Source organism: Streptomyces sp. NBC_00377, assembly GCF_036075115.1.
GTDB lineage: Bacteria > Actinomycetota > Actinomycetes > Streptomycetales > Streptomycetaceae > Streptomyces.
In genome coordinates, this window is the sequence record NZ_CP107958.1 from 8,269,768 (window position 1) to 8,292,411 (window position 22,644).

At 71.2% G+C, this 22,644-nt stretch carries 20 protein-coding genes and 1 pseudogene; 16 read left to right on the forward strand and 5 right to left on the reverse strand.

What is annotated here, in order from left to right:
• Positions 1-88: 88 nt before the first annotated feature.
• A complete protein-coding gene (locus OHS71_RS36790) occupies positions 89-1,117 on the reverse strand; it encodes a LacI family DNA-binding transcriptional regulator (protein ID WP_328483647.1) in 1,029 nt (342 codons plus the stop codon).
• A gap of 125 nt (positions 1,118-1,242) precedes the next feature.
• On the opposite strand from OHS71_RS36790, the gene OHS71_RS36795 reads away from it, so the two are divergent.
• Positions 1,243-2,523 (forward strand): RNA-guided endonuclease InsQ/TnpB family protein, encoded by a 1,281-nt coding sequence (locus OHS71_RS36795; RefSeq protein ID WP_328483648.1) that lies wholly within the window; start codon positions 1,243-1,245, stop codon positions 2,521-2,523.
• On the opposite strand, the gene OHS71_RS36800 is transcribed toward OHS71_RS36795, so the two are convergent.
• From OHS71_RS36800 to OHS71_RS36810, 3 genes are read right to left on the reverse strand one after another with little or no spacing between them, the layout of a single operon-like run.
• Positions 2,475-3,380: a carbohydrate ABC transporter permease gene (locus tag OHS71_RS36800; protein ID WP_328483649.1), complete on the reverse strand. Its 906-nt coding sequence runs from the start codon at positions 3,378-3,380 to the stop codon at positions 2,475-2,477. The two genes, OHS71_RS36795 and OHS71_RS36800, sit on opposite strands and share 49 nt — an antisense overlap.
• The gene (locus OHS71_RS36805) at positions 3,377-4,300 is read right to left on the reverse strand and encodes a carbohydrate ABC transporter permease (protein ID WP_328483650.1); all 924 of its coding nucleotides are present in this window, start codon (positions 4,298-4,300) and stop codon (positions 3,377-3,379) included. Before OHS71_RS36805 ends, OHS71_RS36800 begins: the two co-directional genes overlap by 4 nt.
• Positions 4,297-5,628: an ABC transporter substrate-binding protein gene (locus OHS71_RS36810; RefSeq protein ID WP_328483651.1), complete on the reverse strand. Its 1,332-nt coding sequence runs from the start codon at positions 5,626-5,628 to the stop codon at positions 4,297-4,299. Before OHS71_RS36810 ends, OHS71_RS36805 begins: the two co-directional genes overlap by 4 nt.
• Positions 5,629-5,857: 229 nt before the next feature.
• Here OHS71_RS36810 and OHS71_RS36815 point away from each other — a divergent pair, with 229 nt between their 5' ends.
• From OHS71_RS36815 to OHS71_RS36875, 13 genes are all read left to right on the forward strand, one after another.
• Positions 5,858-7,879, forward strand: coding sequence for a beta-galactosidase (locus OHS71_RS36815; protein WP_328483652.1), 2,022 nt, complete (start codon positions 5,858-5,860; stop codon positions 7,877-7,879).
• A gap of 104 nt (positions 7,880-7,983) precedes the next feature.
• Entirely contained in the window at positions 7,984-9,552 is a 1,569-nt protein-coding gene (locus OHS71_RS36820; RefSeq protein ID WP_328483653.1) for a glycoside hydrolase family 53 protein, read from the forward strand.
• Between the two features lie 228 nt (positions 9,553-9,780).
• Positions 9,781-10,068, forward strand: coding sequence for an ArsR/SmtB family transcription factor (locus OHS71_RS36825; protein WP_328483654.1), 288 nt, complete (start codon positions 9,781-9,783; stop codon positions 10,066-10,068).
• 132 nt (positions 10,069-10,200) lie between these two features.
• Positions 10,201-11,169 (forward strand): SMP-30/gluconolactonase/LRE family protein, encoded by a 969-nt coding sequence (locus OHS71_RS36830; protein WP_328483655.1) that lies wholly within the window; start codon positions 10,201-10,203, stop codon positions 11,167-11,169.
• A gap of 79 nt (positions 11,170-11,248) precedes the next feature.
• A complete protein-coding gene (gene crcB / locus OHS71_RS36835; RefSeq protein ID WP_328483656.1) occupies positions 11,249-11,704 on the forward strand; it encodes a fluoride efflux transporter CrcB in 456 nt (151 codons plus the stop codon).
• Entirely contained in the window at positions 11,701-12,111 is a 411-nt protein-coding gene (locus OHS71_RS36840; protein ID WP_328483657.1) for a DUF190 domain-containing protein, read from the forward strand. The genes crcB (OHS71_RS36835) and OHS71_RS36840 overlap by 4 nt, the downstream gene beginning before the upstream one ends.
• A gap of 2 nt (positions 12,112-12,113) precedes the next feature.
• The gene (gene crcB / locus OHS71_RS36845) at positions 12,114-12,479 is read left to right on the forward strand and encodes a fluoride efflux transporter CrcB (RefSeq protein WP_328483658.1); all 366 of its coding nucleotides are present in this window, start codon (positions 12,114-12,116) and stop codon (positions 12,477-12,479) included.
• A gap of 161 nt (positions 12,480-12,640) precedes the next feature.
• On the forward strand, positions 12,641-13,477 hold the full coding sequence (locus OHS71_RS36850; protein WP_328483659.1) for an undecaprenyl-diphosphate phosphatase: 837 nt from the start codon (positions 12,641-12,643) through the stop codon (positions 13,475-13,477).
• Positions 13,478-13,662: 185 nt separating this feature from the next.
• Positions 13,663-14,340 (forward strand): FadR/GntR family transcriptional regulator, encoded by a 678-nt coding sequence (locus OHS71_RS36855; protein ID WP_328484765.1) that lies wholly within the window; start codon positions 13,663-13,665, stop codon positions 14,338-14,340.
• Positions 14,337-15,776: an amino acid permease gene (locus tag OHS71_RS36860; RefSeq protein ID WP_328483660.1), complete on the forward strand. Its 1,440-nt coding sequence runs from the start codon at positions 14,337-14,339 to the stop codon at positions 15,774-15,776. The genes OHS71_RS36855 and OHS71_RS36860 overlap by 4 nt, the downstream gene beginning before the upstream one ends.
• A gap of 44 nt (positions 15,777-15,820) precedes the next feature.
• The gene (locus OHS71_RS36865; RefSeq protein WP_328483661.1) at positions 15,821-16,837 is read left to right on the forward strand and encodes an asparaginase; all 1,017 of its coding nucleotides are present in this window, start codon (positions 15,821-15,823) and stop codon (positions 16,835-16,837) included.
• A 276-nt stretch (positions 16,838-17,113) separates the two neighbouring features.
• Complete coding sequence (gene aspA / locus OHS71_RS36870; RefSeq protein WP_328483662.1) at positions 17,114-18,526, forward strand: aspartate ammonia-lyase; 1,413 nt, start codon at positions 17,114-17,116, stop codon at positions 18,524-18,526.
• A 94-nt stretch (positions 18,527-18,620) separates the two neighbouring features.
• Positions 18,621-19,550 carry a glutaminase gene (locus tag OHS71_RS36875; RefSeq protein WP_328483663.1) on the forward strand — a complete coding sequence of 310 codons (930 nt, stop codon included), beginning with the start codon at positions 18,621-18,623 and terminating at the stop codon, positions 19,548-19,550.
• Between the two features lie 6 nt (positions 19,551-19,556).
• Here OHS71_RS36875 and OHS71_RS36880 read toward each other — a convergent pair whose 3' ends face one another.
• Positions 19,557-20,336, reverse strand: a complete 780-nt coding sequence (locus OHS71_RS36880) for an alpha/beta fold hydrolase (RefSeq protein ID WP_328483664.1) — start codon at positions 20,334-20,336, stop codon at positions 19,557-19,559.
• Between the two features lie 192 nt (positions 20,337-20,528).
• Here OHS71_RS36880 and mptB point away from each other — a divergent pair, with 192 nt between their 5' ends.
• Entirely contained in the window at positions 20,529-21,935 is a 1,407-nt protein-coding gene (gene mptB / locus OHS71_RS36885; RefSeq protein WP_328483665.1) for a polyprenol phosphomannose-dependent alpha 1,6 mannosyltransferase MptB, read from the forward strand.
• A gap of 254 nt (positions 21,936-22,189) precedes the next feature.
• A pseudogene (locus tag OHS71_RS41435) lies at positions 22,190-22,582 on the forward strand (glycosyltransferase family 87 protein); the annotation flags it as partial.
• Positions 22,583-22,644 lie beyond the last annotated feature (62 nt).

Sequence of the window (22,644 nt, forward strand, 5' to 3'; positions counted from 1 at the left end):
CCCCGGTACCTCGTCCCTGCCCACGTCCCGCCGCTCACCGCCCACCCGAGACAGACACTCCCGTCCGCTCCGGCCGCGTCCGCTCCGGCTACGTCGACTCCCGCTTCACCAGCTCCGTCGGCAGGATCACCGCCGCCGGGTCCTCGCCCCCGATCTGGGCGAGCAGCACCCGGACCATCTCGTTGCTGATCCGGTCCCAGGGCTGACGGATGGTGGTGAGGGAGGGGCTGACCGCGGTCGCCGCCGGGGAGTCGTCGAAACCGCCGACCGCGACGTCCTGCGGCACCCGCCTGCCCGCCCGGTGCAGCGCGGTCAGCACGCCCTGCGCCATCAGGTCGGACGCGACGAACACCGCGTCGAGGTCCGGCGCCTGCGCCAGCAGCCGCTCGGCGCCCGCCTCGCCGCTGGCCCGGCTGTAGTCACCGGAGACGACGAGCCGCTCGTCGTGGTCGACGCCCGCCTCCGCGAGCACCTCGCGGTAGCCGGCGAGCCGCTCCACGCCGCCGGGGGTGTCCAGCGGACCGGTGACCACACCGACCCGCCGACGGCCCTGCGCCAGCAGATGACGCACCATGTCGCGGGCGCCGTCCCGGTCGTCAGCGGCCACGTAACTCACCTTGGACCCGAGCCCGATCGGCTTGCCGCACGCGACCAGCGGGACGCCCGCCTCGCGCAGCTCCGTGGCGATGGGGTCCCCGGAGTGGCTGGAGACCAGCAGCACCCCGTCGACGTGCCCGGCGGTGATGTACCGGGTGATGCGCCGCCGCTCGTCCTCGGTGCCGGCCAGCATCAGCAGCAGGGGGATGTCGTGCCCGGCCAGTGCCTGCGTGCAGCCGCGCAGCAGGACATTGAAGTTGGGGTCCTCGAAAAACCGTTCCTGAGGCTCCGTCAGCAGGAAGCCCACCGAGTCGGAACGCCCGGTGATCAGGGAACGGGCGTGCCGGTTCACGACGTAGCCCGTCCGGCGGATGGCGGCGTCGACGGCCTCGGCCGCGGCAGGGCTGACGTAGTGGCCCCCGTTGAGCACGCGCGAGACGGTGCCCCGGGAGACCCCTGCCTCCCGCGCCACGTCGTGGATGGTCGGCGGTCTGCGCCGGGCCCCCGCACCCTTGTTCATTGGGGCCCTCTTTCGTGGATACCCCGGCCTTCAGGCCGGGGAGGAGACGAAGCCAGGGCGGACCGGCGTCCACCGCCCACCGGCCGACATCCGTCACTCACAGGGGAGCTGATGGAGTGTGAGGTATGGCGGAGCAGGTCAAGCGGGCGTTCAGGTACCGCTTCTACCCCACGGACGAGCAGGCGGCTGAGCTGTCGCGTACGTTCGGCTGCGTCCGCCTCGTGTACAACAAGGCGCTGGAAGAGCGCACCCGGGCCTGGTACGGCGAGCAGCGCCGCGTCTCCTACGTGCAGTCCTCCGCCGCGCTCACCCAGTGGAAGAAGACCGAACAACTGGCCTTCCTGACCGAGGTGTCCTCGGTTCCGCTCCAGCAGGCGCTGCGCCATCTTCAGACGGCGTTCGCCAGCTTCTTCGCCAGGCGCGCGAAGTATCCGCGCTACAAGTCGCGGAAGAAGTCCCGGTCGTCGGCCGAGTACACCCGCAGCGCCTTCACCTGGCGCGACGGACAGCTCACGCTCGCCAAGATGGCGGAGCCCCTGGACATCCGCTGGTCGCGCCGCCTGCCCGAGGGTGCGGAGCCGACCACGGCGACCGTGTCCCGCGACGCGGCGGGACGCTGGTTCGTGTCCCTGCTGTGCGAGGACAGCATCGCCCCGGCCCCCGCCACGACGGCGGCGGTCGGCCTGGACGCCGGGATCACCTCCCTGGTGACCCTGTCCACCGGGGAGAAGATCGCCAACCCCAAGCACGAGCGCCGTGACCGCGCCCGTCTCGCCAAGGCGCAGCGTGAGCTGTCGCGCAAGGCGAAGGGCTCGGCGAACCGGGAGAAAGCCCGGCGTCGCGTCGCCAAGGTCCACGCGCGGATCGCCGACCGGCGCCGCGACTTCCTGCACAAGCTGTCGACTCGTCTCGTCCGTGAGAACCAAACGGTCGTGATCGAGGACCTCACCGTCCGCAACCTGCTGAAGAACGGCAAGCTCGCGCGCGCCATCTCGGATGCGGCCTGGACGGACCTGCGCTTCATGCTGGAGTACAAGTGTGCCTGGTACGGGCGCGAACTCGTCGTGATCGACCGCTTCTTCCCCAGCTCCAAGCTGTGCGGAACCTGCGGCACGGTCCGCGGGAAGCTGCCGCTGAACGTCCGCGAGTGGACATGCGGGCACTGCGGTGCCGTGCATGACCGCGACGTGAACGCGGCACACAACATCCTGGCCGCCGGGCTGGCGGTGTCTGCCTGTGGAGACGGTGTAAGACCTCAACGGGAGTCCTCCCGGACGGGGCGGTCGTCGGTGAAGCAGGAACCCCAGCGGGCGACCGCTGGAAACCCCCGCCTTCAGGCGGGGGGACGAAGTCAAGGTCACGACTTTACGGCTCCGGACAGCAGATCGAGGCTCCAGAACCGCTGAATGACCAGGAACAGCGCCACGAGCGGGATCACCGCGAGGAACGCGCCGGTGATCACCAGGGTGTAGAGCGCCGGGGTGTTGGCGCCCTGTTCGAGGAGGGTGAACAGGCCGAGCGTGAGCGGGAACTTCTCGTCGTCGCTGAGCATGATGTAGGGCAGCAGGAAGTTGTTCCAGATCGCCACGAACTGGAACAGGAACACCGTCACCATGCCGGGCACCATCATCGGCAGCGCGATCCTGGTGAAGATCCGCCACTCGCTCGCCCCGTCCATCCGGCCGGCCTCCACCACGTCGCTCGGCACGGCCGCGGCCGCGTAGATGCGCGAGAGGTAGACGCCGTAGGGCGAGAGGATCTGCGGCAGCAGCACGGACCAGTGGGAGTCCGTCAGGTCCGCCTTCGCCATCAGCAGGTACTGGGGGATGGCGAGGATGATCGGCGGCATCAGCACCCCCGCGAGGAGGACGTTGAACATCGTCTCGCGACCCCGGAAGCGGTAGGTCGCCAGCGCGTAGCCGCTGAACGCCGACACTGCCGTCGACAGCAGCGCGCCGAGCACCGCGTACAGCGCGGAGTTGGCCATCCACTGCCAGTAGATGCCGTCACGGTAGGCGTCGAGGTCGCGGACGTTGTCCGTGAAGCCGCTGCCCGGCAGGAACGTGAACGTGGAGAACAGCTCGCTGCCGGACTTGGTAGACGCGATCACCACCCACGCCACCGGCAGCAGGCAGTAGACGGCGCCCAGCAGCAGGGTGATCGTCGGCGCCAGTGCGATCCGGCCGCGCAACGGCGGACGGCTCCGCGCCGCGCTCGTGGCCCCGGCTGCCGGGGGCGCCTTCCGGACGGCGAGAGAACTCATCGCGCTGCCTCCTGCTTGTTGCGATGGTTGGCGGCCCGCAGGAAGCCGAAGGACAGCACCAGCGTGACGAAAGCGATGATCACGGCCTCGGCGGCCGCCTGGTGGATGTCACCGGTGCCGAACGCGTCCCGGTACACCTTCATCAGCGGACTCCACGTGGTGGAGACCGAGTTGGTGAGCGGCTTGAGCGTGGTCGGCTCGTTGAACACCTGGAGCGTGGCGATGATCGAGAAGAAGAAGGTCAGCACCAGGGAGGGCGCCACCATCGGGATCTTGATCCGCAGGGCGATCTGCGACGGGGTGGCGCCGTCCAGCTTCGCCGCCTCGTAGACCTCGGCCGGAATGGCCTGCAACGAGGTGTAGATGACGATCATGTTGAACCCCGTGCCGCCCCAGACCGCGATGTTCGACAGGGCGAGGTACAGCGGACCCCCGTCCAGCAGGTCGGGCTGCGGCATGCCCAGCTTCGCCAGCACGAAGTAGAACGGGCTGACGTCCGGCAGGTACAGGAAGCCCCACAGCAGCGCGGCCACCACGCCGGGGATGGCGTACGGCAGGAAGATCGCGAGCCGGGTGAAGGGGGCGAGCCGCACCTTGTCCGAGTCGAGCATCAGCGCGAACAGCAGTGCCAGGCCCAGCATCACGGGGACGACGATGCAGCCGTAGCCGAGGACGCGCAGCGCGCCGTCGAGCAGCTCGCTGTCGGTGAAGGCGTCGGTGTAGTTCTCGACGCCGGCCCAGACCTCGCTGCGCGCACCCGAGCCCAGGCCGAGGCCGGAGACGTGCACCTTGCGGAAACTGAGCCACACCGCGTAGCCGATGGGCAGCGCGAAGAACAGGGCGAAGAGGATCGTGGCGGGGACGAGGAAGCCGTACGGGGCGCCCTTGACCCCGTACGACCTCCGGCGTGCGACTGTCACTCGGAGACCTCGAAGCCCTGCTTCTTCATATCGGCGACGGTGTCCGCCTGCACCTTGTCCAGGGCGGCGGAGAAGTCCGACTTGTCCTTCGCGGCGGCGCCGAACGCGTCCTTGAAGGTCGTGTAGGCGACGTTCACGTTCGGGCCCCAGGCGGACGGCGCCGTGGTCTTCGCGATCTTGGCTGCGGTGGTGTAGAAGTCCGCCTGGTTCGAGAAGTAGTCCGGCGGGGTGGTGAAGGCGCCGCTGAGCTGGGCGGACGTGGAGGCCGGGTAGATGCCGCCCTCCTTGGCCAGCGCGGTGAGGGCGTCGCCGTCGGTGTTGAGCCAGGCGGCGAACTTCGCGGCGGCCGCCTTGTGCGCGGAGTCCGTCGTCACGGCCGTGGAGGATCCGCCCCAGCTGCCGGTGACGTTCTCGCTGTCCGACCACTGGGGGAGCGGGGCCATGGCCCACTTGCCCTTGGTGTCGGGCGCGGCGGTGGTCAACGTGCCCGGGGCCCACACGGCGGAGACCCAGGCGATCTGCTTGCCGGTGTTCAGCGCCTTGTTCCAGGCGGGCGTGTACATCGGCTGGTTGTCGATGGCGCCCTCCTTGACGAGGCCGCCCCAGAAGCCGGCGACCTTCTTGGTGGCCGCGTCGGCGATGCCGACGTTCCACTTGTCGCCCGAGGTGGTCCACCACTTGGCGCCGGCCTGCTGGGCGAGGCCCGCGAAGAGGCCGGAGTCGTTGGCGGAGAAGGTGGTCAGGTCCGTGCCGGGGGCCTTCTTCTTCAGTGCGCGGGCGGTCTGCGCGAACTGCTCCCAGGTCGCAGGGACCGTCAGGCCGTACTTCTTGAAGAGGTCCGCGCGGTAGTAGAACATCATCGGGCCGATGTCCTGCGGCACGGCGTAGACGGCGTCCGTGCCCAGCGTCGTCTGCTGCCAGACGCCGTCGGCGAACTTGGCCTTCGCGTCGCCGACGTTCTTCGCTATGTCGGCCAGCGCGTCATTGCTGACCAGCGTCGGCAGGGCCTGGTACTCGGCCTGGACCAGGTCGGGGGCCTTGCCGGCCTTGTGCGCGGTGAGGATCTTGGTGACCAGCGTGTCGCCGGACGCCTGCTTCTTCACCGTGACCGTGATCCGGTCCTTCTTGCCCTGGCCCTTGTTCCACAGGTCCACGACCTTGTCCATGCCCGGTGTCCACGTCCAGTACGTGAGCGAGACCGGACCGGACTCGGCGTCGCTGTCGTCGTCGGACGACCCGCAGGCGGCGAGTGCGGTGGCGCCGAGGGCGACGGCGATGGTGGAAGCTGCACCTCTGACAAAGAGCCGCCGGCGCTTCGTGTTGGGCATGGATCTCTCCCCTGACCTGGGTTTTCGCCCGGTGCGAAAACCTGCCATGCGATCACATGAGCCGAGCCCCCGCCCGTGGCGAGAGCCCGTCCTGCTGTCTGTGAGCGTTCACAGTAGAGAAACATCCCGGACACTTGTCAATGGTTGTTGCTGTGCGGTTATGTTGGGCTCCGAGCGGCATCGTTGTGTGTGCACGTTCCCAAATGATCGCCAAAACGGGAGAGATCCAATGCCGGAGACCAGCCCCAGGGGCCTCACCAGGCTCGCCTTCGGTGGGGACTACAACCCCGAGCAGTGGCCGGAAAGCGTCTGGCAGGACGACGTCCGGCTGATGCGGGAGGCCGGCGTCACCATGGTGAGCGTCGGGATCTTCTCCTGGGCCCTGCTGGAGCCCTCACCCGGCACGTACGACTTCGGCTGGCTGGACCGCGTCATCGGCCTGCTGCACGACAACGGCATCCGCGTCGACCTGGGCACGCCCACCGTGGCGCCACCGGTCTGGTTCTACCGCGAGCACCCCGACGCGCTGCCCGTGACCGCCGAGGGCGTGCGCTACGAGTTCGGCTCCCGCGCCGCGATATGCCACAGCAACGCGGACTACCGCGCGGCCGCCGCGAACATCACCACGCGCCTCGCCGAGCGCTACGGCGACCACCCGGCGCTGGCGATGTGGCACGTGCACAACGAGTACGGCGTCCCCGTCTCCGCCTGCTACTGCGACTCCTGCGCCGCCCACTTCCGCCGCTGGCTGGAGACGACGTACGGCACGGTCGACGCCGTCAACGAAGCCTGGGGCACCGCCTTCTGGGGCCAGCGCTACGCCGGCTTCGAGGACGTCAACCCGCCGCGGGCCACGCCGACCGTCGGCAACCCGGGGCAGGCCCTGGACTACAAGCGGTTCGCCGACGCCACCATGCGCGAGAACTTCCGTGCGGAGCGGGACATCCTGCACCGGCTCGCGCCCGGCGTCCCGGTGACGACCAACTTCATGACCGCCCTCAGCCAGTGCGACTCGGTCGACTACTGGGCCTGGGGCCGCGAGGTCGACATCGTCACCAACGACCACTATCTGATCACCGACGGCCGCCGCACCCACGTCAACCTCGCGATGGCCGCCGACCTCACCCGTTCCGTCGCCGGCGGCGCCCCCTGGATCCTGCTGGAGCACTCCACCTCGGGCGTCAACTGGCAGCCGCGCAACCCCGCGAAGGCCCCCGGCCAGATGGCCCGCAACTCCCTCGGTCATGTGGCCCGCGGTTCCGAGGGCGCCATGTTCTTCCAGTGGCGGCAGTCCCGGCGCGGCGCCGAGAAGTTCCACTCTGCGATGGTCCCGCACGGCGGTACCGACACCCGTGTGTGGAACGAGGTCGTCGAGCTCGGCGCGAGCCTCGACTCGCTCGGCACGATCCGCGGCACCCGCACCGAGGCCGATGTCGCGGTCCTGTGGGACTGGCATTCCTGGTGGGCGCAGAACCTCGCCTGGCGGCCCAGCGAGGACGCCGACCCGCGCGAGCGCGCCGACGCCTTCTACGAAGCCCTCTACGACCGCCACCTCACCGTCGACTTCGCCCACCCCGAGGCCGACCTGTCCGCGTACCCGCTGGTCGTGGTGCCCGCCCTGTACCTGATGACGGAAGCGGCCGGCAACAACCTCAGGGAGTACGTCGCGAGCGGCGGCACCCTCGTCGTGTCGTACTTCTCCGGCATCGTCGACGAGCACGACGCCGTCCACGAGGGCGCCTTTCCCGGCGCGCTGCGCGACGTCCTCGGCCTGACCGTCGAGGAGTTCTCGCCGCTGCTCCCGGGCGAGAACGTGCGCGTCACAGGCCCCGACGGCTGCGCACTCACCGGCGACGTGTGGACGGAGTTCGTGGTGCCGCGCGGCGCCGAGACCGTCTGGACGTACGCCGAAGGACTCACCGAGGGCCGGCCCGCCGTCACCCGCCACCGGCTCGGCGAGGGCACCGCCTGGTACGTCTCCACCCGCCTCGGCGCCGAGGGTCTGGACGCCCTGCTCGGCCTGGCCGCCGAGGACGCGGCGATCGTCCCGCGCGCGGAGCTGCCCCACGACGTCGAGGTCGTACGCCGCTCGGGCGGGACGGGCAGCTACCTCTTCGCGATCAACCACACCGCCGCCGACGCCAAGGTGCCGCTGGAGACCTCCGGCACCGAACTGCTGACGGGCGAACGCGCCGCCGGCCGCCTCGCGGTCCCGGCGGGGGCCGTCCGGGTCGTACGACTCGACGGCTGAGCCGACTCCCCCTTCGCCCGTGGAGCCTCGAGCCGCGGGCGGAGGGGGCCCTTCACCCCACGAGGGAACCCCACCCCATCACGTCGAAGGGACGACGGACGACGATGTTCCATCCCAGACGCACCCTCAGAGCCCTGCTGCTGCCGCTCACCGCCGGGCTCGCCCTCACCGCCCTGCCCGCGCAGACCGCGCAGGCGGCCGGCACCCTCACCAACGGCGGCTTCGAGACCGGCGCGGCCGGCACCGCGACCCCGGCCGGCTGGTCGACGTACTCGGCCGCCGGGCAGAACTCCGCCTCCTTCACCGAGTCCGGTGGCCACGGCGGCAGTTACCGCCTCTCGCACTACTCGGCCACCGCCTACAAGGTCGAGACGTACCAGTACCTGTCCGGCCTCACCAACGGCACCTACAAGCTCACCGCCTGGGTGCGCTCCGGGGGCGGCCAGAACTCCGCGTACCTCGCGCTGAAGAACTGCGGCAGCGCCGAGCAGCGCACCGACATCCCGGTCTCGGCCGCCGGCTGGATCCGCGTCGTCACCTCCGTCGCGGTGACGAACAACCAGTGCACCATCAGCGTCAACTCCGACGCCAACGCCGGGAACTGGATCAACGTCGACGACCTGACCTTCGCCCCGGGCTCCTCCGGCCTGAGCGTCAAGGGCTCGGACGTCTCGTCGCTCGTCAAGAGCGAAGCCCTCGGCGGCGTCTACCGGAACAGCTCCGGCACCGCCCAGGACGCACTCGCAGTTCTCCGGAGCGCCGGACAGAACTACGCGCGGCTGAAGGTCTGGGTGAACCCCGCCGACGGCTACAACAACAAGGCGCGGGTCCTGGCGGCGGCCAAGCGCGTCAAGGCGCAGGGCATGAAGCTCCTGGTGGACTTCCACTACTCGGACATCTGGGCCGACCCGGGCGCCCAGACCGTGCCCTCCGCCTGGGTCGGACACTCCTACAGCCAGTTGAGGACGGACGTCTACAACCACACCTACGACGTCCTCAGCGCCCTGAAGTCCCAGGGCACCACCGCGGACATGGTGCAGGTCGGCAACGAGATCAACGGCGGCATGCTGTGGTCCGCGGGCTCCACCGACAACTGGCCGCAACTGGCCGGACTGCTCAACTCCGGCTACGCCGCGGTCAAGGCGGTCGACTCCGGCACGGCCGTGGCGCTGCACCTGGCCAAGGGCGGCGACCTCTCCGGCACCCGCTGGTGGTTCGACAACGCGGTCTCGAACGGGGTGAAGTTCGACGTCATCGGCCTGTCCTACTACGGGTACTGGCACGGCACCCTCGGCGACTTCCAGACCACCCTCGACGACGCCGCCTCCCGCTACGCCAAGCCGGTCTACGTCGCCGAGACGGCGTACCCCTTCCGGCTGGACAGCGAGGACGCGCACGAGAACATCATCGACCTCCCGAGCGAGCTGGTGTCCGGCTACCCGGCATCCGTCAGCGGACAGACCCGGTGGATGAAGGACGTGGCGAGCATCGTCGAGGCCGTCCCGAACGGCCGCGGGCTCGGCGTCTTCTACTGGGAGTCCACCTGGACCGCCGTCACCGGCAACGGCTGGGACCCGACCGACGCCGCGTCCGGCAACGGCTGGGAGAACCAGGCCCTGTTCGGCTACGACGACCGGGCCCTGTCCTCCATGTCGTGGTTCAGCCACCGCTGATCCACCACTGATCCACCGTCTCCCGCAGCCGGGGCCCGGCCGCAGCACGCGTCCGGGCCCCTCCCCCCTCCCGGCCCCTCTCCCGGCCGATCGACCGAACAGCCTTGCACACAACGGGTGTTGGATCCCGGCCAAGGCCCACGGAGTTCGGGACAGGGCGGCCCCGACTGCGGAAGAGTGGGGAGACGGTGCGAGGGAGCCCCGACCGACGGGACAGAGGGGACGACGATGCTGACGACTCCCGTGAGCGAGAGGCGACTGGACATCCTGGAGTGGCTGAAGGAACCGGCCCGGCACTTCCCGCAGCAACGGCACGGCGACCCCGCCGAGGACGGCGTCACGGCGGACGCCGTCGCGGCGAAGCTCGGCGTGCACCGCCGGGTGGCGAACACCCACCTCACCCTGCTCGCCGGCATCGGCCTGCTGCGCGCCGAGAGGATCGGGCGCCGCACCTACTACCGGCGCGACGAGATGCGCATCGCCGAAGTGGCGCGGATGTTCGAAAAGGGCTGGTAGGGGGCGTCGCGAGGGACGGCAGGGGCGAAGGGTCCGCCCCGCGGAAAACCCCGGCAAAGCCCACGCCCCCCGCCCGCCGGCCCCGGGCTCGCCTGCGAGGATGGCCGCCTGTCGAAGGAAGGGCGGGCCCCTATGGACCGTCGGACGCCTCTCGTCCCCCTCAGGTACCTCACCCTGCCCGGGCACGGCCCCGAAGACGTCGTCGCCGACCCCAGAGGGCGGGTACTGACCGGGGTGTCGGACGGGCGGATCCTGCGGATCGACGGTCTCGACGACCCGCCCGCGGCTCGCGTCGAGCACGTCGCCGAGATCGGCGGCCGCCCGCTGGGCCTCGAACTCCTGCCGGACGGCGACCTGTTGGTGTGCTGCGCGGACGGCGCACTGCTGCGCCTCGATCCCGACGCCGGCCCCGGAAACGTCCGCGTCCTGACCGAGTCGGCGGCGGGGGAGCGGCTGCGCTTCTGCAGCAACGTCGTGGCCCTGCCCGACGGCACCGTCTACTTCACCGTCTCCAGCCAGGTCCACCCGTTGCGGGACTGGATCGGCGACCTCGTCGAACACACCGGCACCGGACGCCTGCTGCGGCTCGCCCCCGGCGCCCGCGAGGCCGAAGTCGTCCTGGAAGGGCTCCAGTTCGCCAACGGCCTGGCGCGCGGCCGCGACGACTCCTTCCTGATCGTCGCCGAGACCGGCGCCCGCCGCCTCACCCGGTTCCAGCTCACCGGCCCCCGGGCCGGACAGGCCGAGCCCCTCGTGGAGCACCTGCCGGGGTTCCCGGACAACCTGTGGCGCGGTGCGCCCGACGGCCCCCTCTGGGTGGCGCTGGCCGGCCCGCGCGTTCCTCCGCTCGACCTCCTGCACCGCGCCGGCCCCGCCGTACGCCGCCGCGCCGCCTCCCTGGCCCGGCGCGCGCCGTTCCGCCCCTCGGGCACCGCGGGAGTCCTCGCGGTCGACGACGACGGCCGGATCGTCCACCACCTCACCCACCACCGCTCGAGGTTCCGCATGGTCACCAGCGTCTGCGAGACCGGCGGCCGGCTGGTCCTGGGCAGCCTCTGGGAGCGGGGCATCGCGGTCTGCGAGGCGCCCCCGACCAAGTGAGACGGCGTTACGCTGGTGCCCGGTCGGTGATCACCTCGAGGAGACGGGGTGCTCCCGGCCCGGGCAGGAGACGTACCACATGACAGCTCCGGAGGCCGAGAGCCTGCGCACCGGCGCCGCCCGCGGCAGCACCGGCACGGGTCAGCTCCCGGTGGTCGCCGTCGTGGCCGCCGGCGGCGGTATCGGAGCCACCGCCCGCTACGCGGCCTCGCTGTGGTGGCCCGCCCAGCCCGGCGGATTCCCCTGGACGACGTTCTGGGTGAACGTCGTGGGCTGTGCGGTCATCGGGGTCTTCCTGGTGCTGATCAGCGAGGCGGTGAGCGTCCACCGGCTCGTGCGCCCCTTCTTCGGCACCGGGGTGCTGGGCGGCTTCACCACCTTCTCGACGTACGCCGTCGACATCCGGCAGCTGTTCGGCGAGGGACGCCCCGGCACCGCCCTGGGCTATCTCGCCGCGACGCTGTGCGCGGCGCTCCTGGCGGTGTGGTCGGCGGCCACCGCGACCCGCCGCGTTCTCCGACGGAGGCAGCGATGACAAGACTGACCGGCAGTGCCCTGCGGCTGACCGTCTTCGTGGGCGAGAACGACACCTGGCGCCGCAAACCCCTCTACTCGGAGATCGTGCACCGCGCCCACGCGGCCGGTCTCGCGGGCGCCAGCGTCTTCCGGGGCATCGAGGGCTTCGGCGCCTCCTCCCTGATCCACACCTCCCGGCTGCTCTCCCTCAGCGAGGACCTGCCGGTCGCCATCGTCGTCGTGGACACCGAGGAGCGGGTGCGGGCCTTCCTGCCCGAGCTCGACGAACTGGTCACCGAGGGCATGGTGATCCTCGACCCCTGCGAGGTCATCCGGTACGTCGGCCGCGGCGCCGACCGGCCGGGGACCGGGGCCGCGAACGAGGCCAAGAGGCAGGACGATCCGGACATGAAGGGTAAGAAGTAGTTGTGAACTGGCTGGTGGTCGTCGCCGGCGGCATGATCGGCGCCCCCCTCCGCTATCTGACCGACCGCGCGGTGCAGTCCCGGCACGACTCGCTCTTCCCCTGGGGCACCTTCGCCGTCAACGTCGCCGGCTGTCTGATCCTGGGCACCCTGACCGGCGCCGCCGCGGTCGGGCCCGACCTGCGGTTGTTCCTGGGGACGGGCCTCTGCGGCGCGCTGACGACGTACTCGACGTTCTCCTACGAGACCCTGCGGCTGACCGAGACCGGCGCGGGCCTCTACGCCGCGGCCAACGCCGTGGCGAGCGTGGTGGTGGGTCTCGCAGCCGCCTCCGCCGGTGTGGCGATGGGCCACTGGGCGGGGGCGTAGCCGGTCATCCGCGCCTGGTAGGACTGTGTGCGTTCCGGCCCGGCTCCGCGCCTGGTAGGACTGTGTGCGTTCCGGCCCGGCTCCGCGCCTGGTAGGACTTCGTACGACACCGGCGCGTACACGACGCCGTCGACACATTCGTCTTCTCAGAACTGGATTCCATGAGCGCCATCTCCGTCGGCCAAGCCGTCGTCCTCGGAGCCGTCGAGGGAGTGACCGAGTTCCTCCCCGTCTCCTCCACCGGCCATCTGAAGATCACAGAGGGCCTGATGAGCATCCCGGTCGACGACGACGCGGTCGTCGGGTTCTCCGCCGTCATCCAGGTGGGGGCGATCGCCGCGGTGCTGGTGTACTTCCGCAAGGACATCGTGCGGATCGTCTCGGCCTGGTTCCGGGGGCTGCGCAGCCGTGAGGAGCGTCACTCCCACGACTACAAGTTCGCCTGGTGGGTGATCTACGCGACCATCCCCATCGTGATCGTCGGCCTCGCCGCGAAACCGCTCATCGAGGGACCGCTGGCCTCGCTGTGGGTGGTCGCGGGCTCGCTGATCGCGGGCAGCGGCGTGATGTGGGCGGCCGACCAGATGGGCCGGCACAAGCGCGGTGAGGGCGACACCTCGTTCAAGGACGCGATGCTGGTCGGCAGCTCCCAGATCCTCGCGCTGCTCTTCCCCGGCTTCTCCCGCTCCGGCGCCACCATGTCGACCGCGCTCATCCTCGACCTGGACCGGGTGGCGGCCACCCGGCTGTCGTTCTTCCTGGGGATCCCCGCCCTGACCGGTGCGGGGATCTACGAGCTGAAGGACGCCCTGGGCACGGGGGCGGGCGCGGCGCCCCTGGTGGTCGGCACCGCCGTGTCCTTCGTCGTCGCCTACGCCTCTATCGCCTGGCTGCTGAAGTTCGTGGCCAAGCACTCCTTCAACGCGTTCGTCATCTACCGGATCGTCGTCGGCCTGGCGCTGTTCGGGCTGCTCGCGACCGGAGTCCTCGACAGCTGACCACCCCGGCGACACGGCCGGCAGGACCCCTCAGGGGGCGGGAAGTCGCCTTTCAGACTTCCCGCCCCCTGAATTTCTTGTTTCAGGGTGTGTCTTGACAGCGGTGGCCGGACACCCGGAGTATCACTTCCGTGAACCTGTCAGACAGCCAGACAGGTGGTGCGGGGCCGCGGCGCGTCAGCGCCATGGAAGCGGTACTCACCCACCTCCGCGGCGCCATCGAACGCGGCCGGTACGCCATCGGCGACAAGCTCCCCTCCGAGGCGGAGCTCTGCCGCACCCTCGAGGTCTCCCGGCCCGTCCTGCGGGAGGCGCTGCGCGCCCTCCAGACGATGGGCCTGACCGTCGCCAAGACGGGCAAAGGAACCTTTGTGATCGCGAACACCGTCGAAGACCCCACCTTCGGCGACTACGCGGCCAGCGACCTGCTCGAGGTACGCCGGCACGTCGAGATCCCGGTCGCCGGGTACGCGGCCCTGCGCCGCACCCCGGAGAACCTGGACCACCTGGCCCACCTGCTCGACCGCATGGAGCGGGAGACGGACACCACCGCGTGGGTCGCGATGGACACCCTGTTCCACCTGGCCGTGGCCGAGGCCGCCCAGAACCCGGTGTTCCGCCGGGTCATCGAGGAGATCCGGGACGCACTGGCGCGTCAGTCGGCCTTCCTCAACGAACTGGGCGGACGGCGCGAGCAGTCCAACCGCGAGCACCGGGCGATCGTCGAGGCACTCGTCGACGGTTCGGAGCCCGACGCGGTGGCAGCCATGAGCCACCACCTGGACCGCGTCGAGACGACCCTCACCGACATCGTGCGCGCCCCGCGCACGGACACCCCCCTGGAAGGCGGACCCGCGGCGTGAGCGACCAGCACCTCAAAGACGAGACGCGCCCCTCGACCCGTCACGTCGACGCCGGCGACGAGGGCTACAGCAAGTCGCTGAAGTCCCGCCACGTCAACATGATCGCCATCGGCGGCGCCATCGGCACCGGGCTCTTCCTCGGCGCCGGCGGCCGGCTCGCCGACGCCGGACCGTCCCTCTTCATCGCCTACGCGGTCTGCGGAGTCTTCGCCTTCCTCGTGGTGCGCGCCCTCGGCGAACTCGTCCTGTACCGCCCCTCCTCGGGCGCCTTCGTGTCCTACGCCCGCGAGTTCATGGGCGAGAAGGGCGCGTACACGGCAGGCTGGATGTACTTCCTGAACTGGGCCACCACCGGCATCGCCGACATCACCGCGGTGGCCACCTACACCCACTACTGGGGCATGTTCTCCGACATACCCCAGTGGGTGATCGCGCTCATCGCGCTGGCCGTGGTCCTCACCGTGAACCTCATCTCGGTGAAGATCTTCGGCGAACTGGAGTTCTGGTTCGCCATCGTCAAGGTCAGCGCGCTGGTGATCTTCATGTGCATCGGCATCTTCCTGCTGGTCACCCAGCACCCGGTGGACGGCGCCACCCCCGGCCCGTCCCTCATCACCGACAACGGCGGCATCTTCCCGAGCGGCCTGCTGCCCATGCTGCTGATCATCCAGGGCGTCGTCTTCGCCTACGCCTCCGTCGAGCTGGTCGGCGTCGCCGCCGGCGAGACCGAGAACCCCGAGAAGATCATGCCGAAGGCGATCAACTCGATCATGTGGCGGGTGGGCGTGTTCTACGTCGGCTCCGTGGTCCTGCTGTCCATGCTGCTGCCCTGGAACAAGTACACGGCCGGCGAGAGCCCCTTCGTGACGGTCCTCTCCAACATCGGCATCCCGGCGGCGGGCGGCGTGATGAACCTCGTCGTCCTCACCGCGGCCATGTCCTCGCTCAACTCCGGGCTGTACTCCACCGGCCGCATCCTGCGCTCCATGGCGATGTCCGGCTCCGCCCCGAAGTTCACCTCGGTCATGAGCCGCAGCCAGGTCCCGTACGGCGGCATCCTGCTCACCAGCGGTATCTGCGTCCTGGGCGTGGGGCTGAACTTCGTGGTCCCGGCGGACGCCTTCGAGATCGTCCTGAACTTCGCGGCGATCGGCATCCTCTCCACCTGGGGCATGATCATGGTCTGTCACCTCCTCTTCTGGCAGAAGACCCAGAAGGGCGAGCTGACCCGCCCGGACTACCGGCTGCCGGGCTCCCCCTGGACCGAACTCGTGACGCTGTTCTTCCTCGTGTCGGTCCTGGTCCTCATGTACGCCGACGGCGGCGCCGGACGCACCACCGTGCTGTGTCTGCCGCTGATCGTCGCGGCGCTGGTCGCCGGGTGGTACGCCATCCGCCGCAACCTCGCCCGCACCTCCTCCAAGGCCGACGCGTGACCCCGCGGCCGGCCGCCGACCGCCCACCACCGATGCAGGCAGTGATGTACAGCAGTTCCCTCGCCGACGCCCCCGCGATCCGCGAACCCCTCCACGCACCCGTCGCCCACCTCGTCCGCGGCGGCGTGACCGAGGGCATCCACTACGGCTCCGTCGTCGTCCTCGGCGCGGGCGGCGACATCGAACTCCAGCTCGGTGACGTCGAGGCCGCCTTCTACCCGCGCTCGGCGGTCAAGCCCGTGCAGGCCGTCGCCATGGTCCGGGCCGGACTGCCGCTCGACGGCGAGCTGCTCTCGCTCGCCGCCGCCAGCCACTCCGGCGAGGAACGCCACCTCGCCGGGACCCGGCGGATCCTCGAGCTGGCGGGCGTCTCGGAGGACGACCTGCGCAACGTCACGGACCTGCCGTACGACCCGGCGGTCCGCGACGCGTGGATACGCGAGGGCCGCGCGCCCGACCGACTGGCCCAGAACTGCTCCGGCAAGCACGCGGCCATGCTGTACACCTGCAAGCTCAACGGCTGGTCCCTCGACGACTACCTCGACCCGGCGCACCCGCTCCAGCAGGCGATCGCCGAGATCGTCGAGGACCTCACCGGGCAGCGGATCGCCCGGGTCACCGTCGACGGGTGCGGCGCCCCCCTGTTCTCCGTCTCGCTGCACGGCCTCGCCCGGGCCGCCGCCCGCGTCACCGCCTCCGAGCCCGGCACGCCGGAGGCCCGGGTCGCCGACGCGATGCGCGAGCACCCCGAGATGGCCTCCGGCTCCGGCCGCGATGTGGCCGCCCTGATGCGGGCCGTCCCCGGTCTGCTCGCCAAGGACGGCTTCGAGGGCGTCGAGGTGGCCGCGCTCCCGGACGGCCGGGCCGTGGCCGTCAAGATCTCCGACGGAGCGAACCGCGCCCGCGTCCCGGTCACCGCGGCCGCCCTCGTCCGGGCCGGCGTCGACCCCGCCCTCCTCACGGAGTTCGCGGGCGAAGCCCTCCTCGGCGGTGGTGAACCGGTCGGCTGCGTCCGCCCGGCCCGCGCGCTCGACCCGGTCACCGTACGGGCCTGCGCCTGACGGTCCGGCCGCCGCCGGCGCCGTACCGCTCGGGCGGCCGCCCCGCCGCACCGGCCGGGCAAGCCGCGCCCGGGTCGTGGCGAGAGGCCGCCACGACCGCCGTGCCGGGTCCGGCACGGCCCGTCGGGCGAGCGGCCGGCCCCTGAACCGCCGCCCCGGTCACCACCGGGCCGGCACCCGACCGGCTCGGGCGGACGTCACCCCGTACCGCCCGAGCCGGCCGCTCCTCCTCCACCACCGCCCGCACCCCGTTCCCCAGAAAGAGGCCGCACCCTCATGACCGCCGCCGTCACCCGCAGCGAACACGATCTGCTCGGGGACCGGGACGTTCCCGCCGACGCCTACTGGGGTGTGCACACCCTGCGCGCGACGGAGAACTTCCCCATCACCGGGACACCGATCTCCGCCTACCCCCACCTCATCGACGCCCTGGCCGCCGTGAAGGAGGCCGCCGCCCTCGCCAACGAGGAACTCGGTCTGCTGGCGCCCGAGAAGGCGGCCGCGATCGTCGCCGCCTGCCGTGAGATCCGCGCGGGAAAGCTGCACGACCAGTTCGTCGTCGACGTCGTCCAGGGCGGCGCGGGCACCTCGACCAACATGAACGCCAACGAGGTGATCGCCAACCGGGCGCTGGAGCTGCTGGGCCGCGCGAAGGGGGAGTACCGGTTCCTGCATCCCAACGAGGACGTCAACCTCGGCCAGTCGACCAACGACGTCTATCCGACCGCCGTCAAGATAGCGACGGTCTTCGCGGTACGCGGACTGCTCAGGGCGATGGCGGTGCTCCAGGACTCGTTCGCCCGCAAGGCCGTCGAGTTCCGCGACGTGCTCAAGATGGGCCGTACGCAGTTGCAGGACGCGGTCCCGATGACGCTCGGTCAGGAGTTCTCGGCCTACGCCGTCATGATCGACGAGGACCGCAACCGTCTCGACGAGGCCGTCCAGTTGATCCATGAGATCAATCTGGGGGCCACGGCCATCGGCACCGGCCTCAACGCCCCCGCCGGATACGCCGAGGCCGCCCGCCGCCACCTCGCCCACCTCACCGGTCTGCCGCTGGTCACCGCAGCCAACCTGGTCGAGGCCACGCAGGACTGCGGCGCGTTCGTCCAGATGTCCGGTGTGCTGAAGCGGGTCGCGGTGAAGCTCTCCAAGAGCTGCAACGACCTGCGGCTGCTGTCGTCGGGGCCGCGCGCCGGTCTCGGCGAGATCAACCTGCCGCCCGTGCAGGCCGGTTCCTCCATCATGCCGGGCAAGGTCAACCCGGTGATCCCCGAGGTCGTCAACCAGGTCGCCTTCGAGGTGATCGGCAACGACGTCACCATCACCATGGCCGCCGAGGCGGGGCAGCTCCAGCTCAACGCCTTCGAGCCGATCATCCTGCACTCCCTGTCGGAGTCCGTCACCCATCTGCGCGCAGCCTGTCTCACCCTCGCGACCCGCTGCGTGGACGGCATCACCGCCAACACCGAGGCGCTGCGCGCGAGCGTCGAGAACTCCATCGGCCTGGTCACCGCCCTCAACCCGCACATCGGGTACACGGCCGCCACCGACATCGCCAAGGAGGCCCTGCGCACCGGCCGAGGAGTCGCCGAACTCGTCCTGGAAAAGGGCCTGTTGCCCGCCGATCGGCTCGCCGACCTGCTGCGCCCCGAGGTCCTGGCGGGCAGCGGAGCACCCCTCGTCTGACGTCGTCGTCCGACATCTCCCGTCCGGCACCGCCGGTCCGGCGCCCGCGTCCGCGACGACGCGCCAGGACCGGCACGGAGGCACAATAGTGATCATGCCAAAGACGTCGTCCCGCGCCTTCCAGCCGGTCCTGGAACGCATCGCCGAGGAGATGGAGCGCACCCCGGGCCGGGGCCGCCCCGCCGACTACATCCCGGCGCTCGCGGCCTGCGACCCGCGCCGCTTCGGCATGGCCGTCGCGGAGCCGGACGGCACGGTGTACGGCGTGGGGGACTGGCGGGAGCCGTTCTCCACACAGTCCCTCACGAAGGTCTTCACCCTCGCCCTCGACCTGGCGCGCGAAGGGGACGAACTCTGGGAGCACGTGGGCCGCGAACCCTCGGGCAACCCCTTCAACTCCCTCGTCCAGCTGGAATACGAGAACGGCATCCCGCGCAACCCGTTCATCAACGCGGGCGCGCTGGTCGTCACCGACCGCCTCCACACCCGTACCGGTGACGCGGCAGGCGAACTCCTCGGCTTCCTGCGCGCGGAGAGCGGCAATCCCGCGCTCGGCTTCGACGAGGAGGTCGCCGCCTCCGAGTCCATGCACGGCGACCGCAACGCCGCCCTCGCCCACTTCATGGCCTCCTACGGCAACATCGACAACGCCGTGCCGGTCCTGCTCGACCAGTACTTCCGGCAGTGCTCCCTCACCGCCTCCTGCGCCGACCTGGCCCTGGCCACCGGCTTCCTCGCCCGGCACGGCGTCCGCGCCGACGGCACCCGGCTGCTCACCCGCAGCCAGGCCAAGCAGGTCAACGCGGTGATGCTGACCTGCGGTACCTACGACGCGGCCGGCGAGTTCGCCTACCGGGTCGGGCTGCCCGGCAAGAGCGGCGTGGGCGGCGGCATCGTCGCCGTCGTACCGGGCCGCTGCACGCTCTGCGTATGGAGTCCCGGCCTGGACGAACGAGGCAACTCGGTGGCGGGAGTGGCCGCCCTGGACCGCTTCACGACCCTGACCGGCCTGTCGGTGTTCTGAGCCGGCTCACTCCGGCCGGCCGAGGAACTCGGTCAGCAGCGGAACCAGCAGACTCGTGCGCCGCATCAGCGCCATGTGGGTGGTGGCGGGGAGGACCGCCAACTCCGCCCGGGGGATCAGCCGCTGCATCTCGGCCGCGTGCTCGATGCGTACGAAGTCCGTGTCGCCGATCACCAGCAGAGTGGCCGCCCGCAGTCCGCGGAGGTCGTCGGGCGACCAGGGCAGCGGGGCGTGCGCCGCCGCGGTGCACTTGGCGACGAGGTCCTGGAAGCGCTCCGGATGCGGGGCGACGGCCGTGTACGCGTCGGTCATCTCCTGGAAGTCGGCCCGGCCGGGGAGCCGCGGTGAGCTCTGGTCGGCGGAGCGGATCTCCTCGTGGTAGCCCTCCTGGGTGTACTGCGTGGCGGCGAGCACCAGCCGTCCGACGCGCCCGGGGTGTTCCAGGGCCAGGTGCAGCGCGGTCGCCCCGCCCAGGCTGAACCCCAGCACGTCGGCCTGCTCGACGCCGAGCCCGTCGAGCAGCGCCAGCACGTCGGAGGCCAGGTTCGCCGGTGTCATGGCCCGGTCGATGTCGGCGGTGTGGCCGTGGCCCTGGAATTCCGGGGCGATGACCCGGCGATCGGCGGCCAGCGCCGGGAGAACGGCCGCGAAGGACAGGCCCACGGTGAGCACGCCGCCGTGCAGCAGCACCAGCGGGCGTCGGGTGCCGTCGCCAGCGCCGTGGATCTCGTAGTACATCTCCAGGCCTTCGACCTTGGCGTAGTCGGAGCTGTGCGGCACGGTCATCGCCTCCCTTCGGCAGACATGTCTGTGTGTATGCGTATGCGTATGCGAGTGCGTGGACGGACGGAGGGGAGACCTCCGCGGCCCGCGGAACTCATCGGCACGGCCGCACGCTCACGCGCCGGTCACGCGAGGGCCGCCGCCCCGAAGGCGTGACGTCGCCCGGCGGCCACCCGGGACGGACACCATCACGGGGTGTCGCCCAAGGCGTTCCCCATCGATCTCCGTCACTGCCGGGTGCTGGGCCTGGCCGGTACGGCCTGTCTCGCGCTCGGCGGTGAGACGGCCGGCGCGCTGCCCGCACGAGAGCTCCTGGCCCCGTCCTCGGCGCACGCCGTGCTGGGGCTGGTCGGCGTGTACTTCGGGCTGGTGCTGCTGACCACGGCCTGGATACTCCTGGGCGCCCTGGTGCGCGGCGCCGATTCACCGGGCCCGCGCGCCCTGGTCCTGGTCCTCGCCCTCTGGGCGGCGCCGCTGCTCGTCGCGCCGCCGCTGTTCAGCCGGGACGTGTACAGCTACCTGGCGCAGGGCGCCATGGTGGACGCCCACCTCGACGTGTACGCGCACGGCCCGGCCCGGCTCGGCGGTCCGCTCGCCGACGAGGTCGCCCCGCTGTGGCGGAACACCGGAGCCCCGTACGGCCCGGTCTTCCTCGCCGTCGCCGGCGCCCTGGCCGGTCTGACCCGGGGCGCCCTCTCCGCCGGGCTGCTCGGCATGCGGTGCGTCGCGCTCGCCGGGGTCGCGCTGATGACGGCAGCGCTGCCCCGTCTGGCCCGGCACAGCGGCGCCGACCCGGCCGCCGCGCTCTGGCTCGGCGCGCTCAACCCGCTGGTGCTGCTGCACCTGGTGGCCGGCGCCCACAACGACGCGATCATGCTGGGCCTGCTCGGCATGGGCCTGGTGGCCGCCCTCGGTGGGCGCCCGGTGCTCGGGGCCGTCCTGGTCACCCTGGCCGCCCTGGTCAAAGCGCCCGCCGCACTGGGTCTCGTGGCCGTGGTGGTCCTGCACCTGCGGGCGGGTGGCCGGCCGGTCCGGGCCCTGTCGGCCACCGGGGCCGCGTCCGCCGCCACCACGGTCGTGGCGACGGCCGTCGCAGGTACCGGGTACGGCTGGACAGCCGCTCTGGACACACCCGTCTCCGCGCACAACTGGGCGCTCACCAGTCTCCTCGGCCGTGCCACCCGAGCTCTCCTGGAGGGGCAGGGCAGCGACCTGGCGCCCCTGGCGGTGCCCGTCTGGCATGCCCTGGGCCTCGCTGCGCTCGCCGTCGCCCTCGTCCTCATCTGGTGGCGGCTGCATCCGCGGCCGGTGTACGCCCTCGGACTGAGCCTCGCCGCGACGGCCGCCTTCGGCCCGGCGATCCGGCCCTGGTACGCGCTGTGGGGTCTGTTCCTCATCGCCGCCGCGGCCCCCGGCGCACTGATCCGCCATCGGACGGCGGCCGTGGCGGGCGTCCTCGCGCTCGCCGTCCTGCCCGACGGGGGCCCCGCCGACACGGGCCGCCTGGTCCTGGCCGTCTGCGGCGGCGCGCTCGCCGTGGTCGTGCTGTGGCAGCTCCGCCTGGCGGCACGGACGCCCACCGCCCTGAGGCGTACGGCGTGAGACCGAGGGCGATCCGGGCGCTGAGCCGGCCCGGCACCGACCGGAGCCGCCTGCTGCTGCTCCTCGCGCTCGCCACCGCGGTCACCGCCTTCACGGCGACTGTGCCCCTGCTGCGCGACTGGTTCGACCTGCGCGTCTACTACGGCGCCGTCGACGGCTGGATCCACCATGGCGCCGGCGTCTACGACTACCGGGTGCCGGGCACGCCGTACGGATTCACCTACCCCCCGTTCGCGGCCGTGCTGATGCTGCCGATGGCGCTGATCGGGCTGCGCACCGCGATCGTGACCGCCCTGCTGCTCAATGTGGCGGCGCTGGCCGTCGCGGTGCGCGCGTGGGTCGGGCCCGGCCGGTGGAACCACGGCTGGTACGGCGCCGGCCTCGCCGTCTGCGCCCTCGCGCTGTACGAACCGCTGCGCGACACCTTCAGCTTCGGGCAGGTCAACCTGCTGCTGCTGGCCCTCGTCCTGACCGACGCCCGGCTGCTGACGACCGGGCGGACCCGATGGGCGGGGGTCGGTATCGGCGTGGCCGCGGCGGTCAAGCTCACACCGGCGCTGTTCATCGGCCTGCTGCTGGTCACCCGCCGTGTGCACCACCTGGTCTGGCTGCTGCCGTCCTTCGAGCTGCTGGTCCGCGCGGGCCGCCCACGCCTCGCGGGAGCCCTGTACGCGGTGCTGTGCACCAGCGTGGTGTGGCTGTGGTTCGA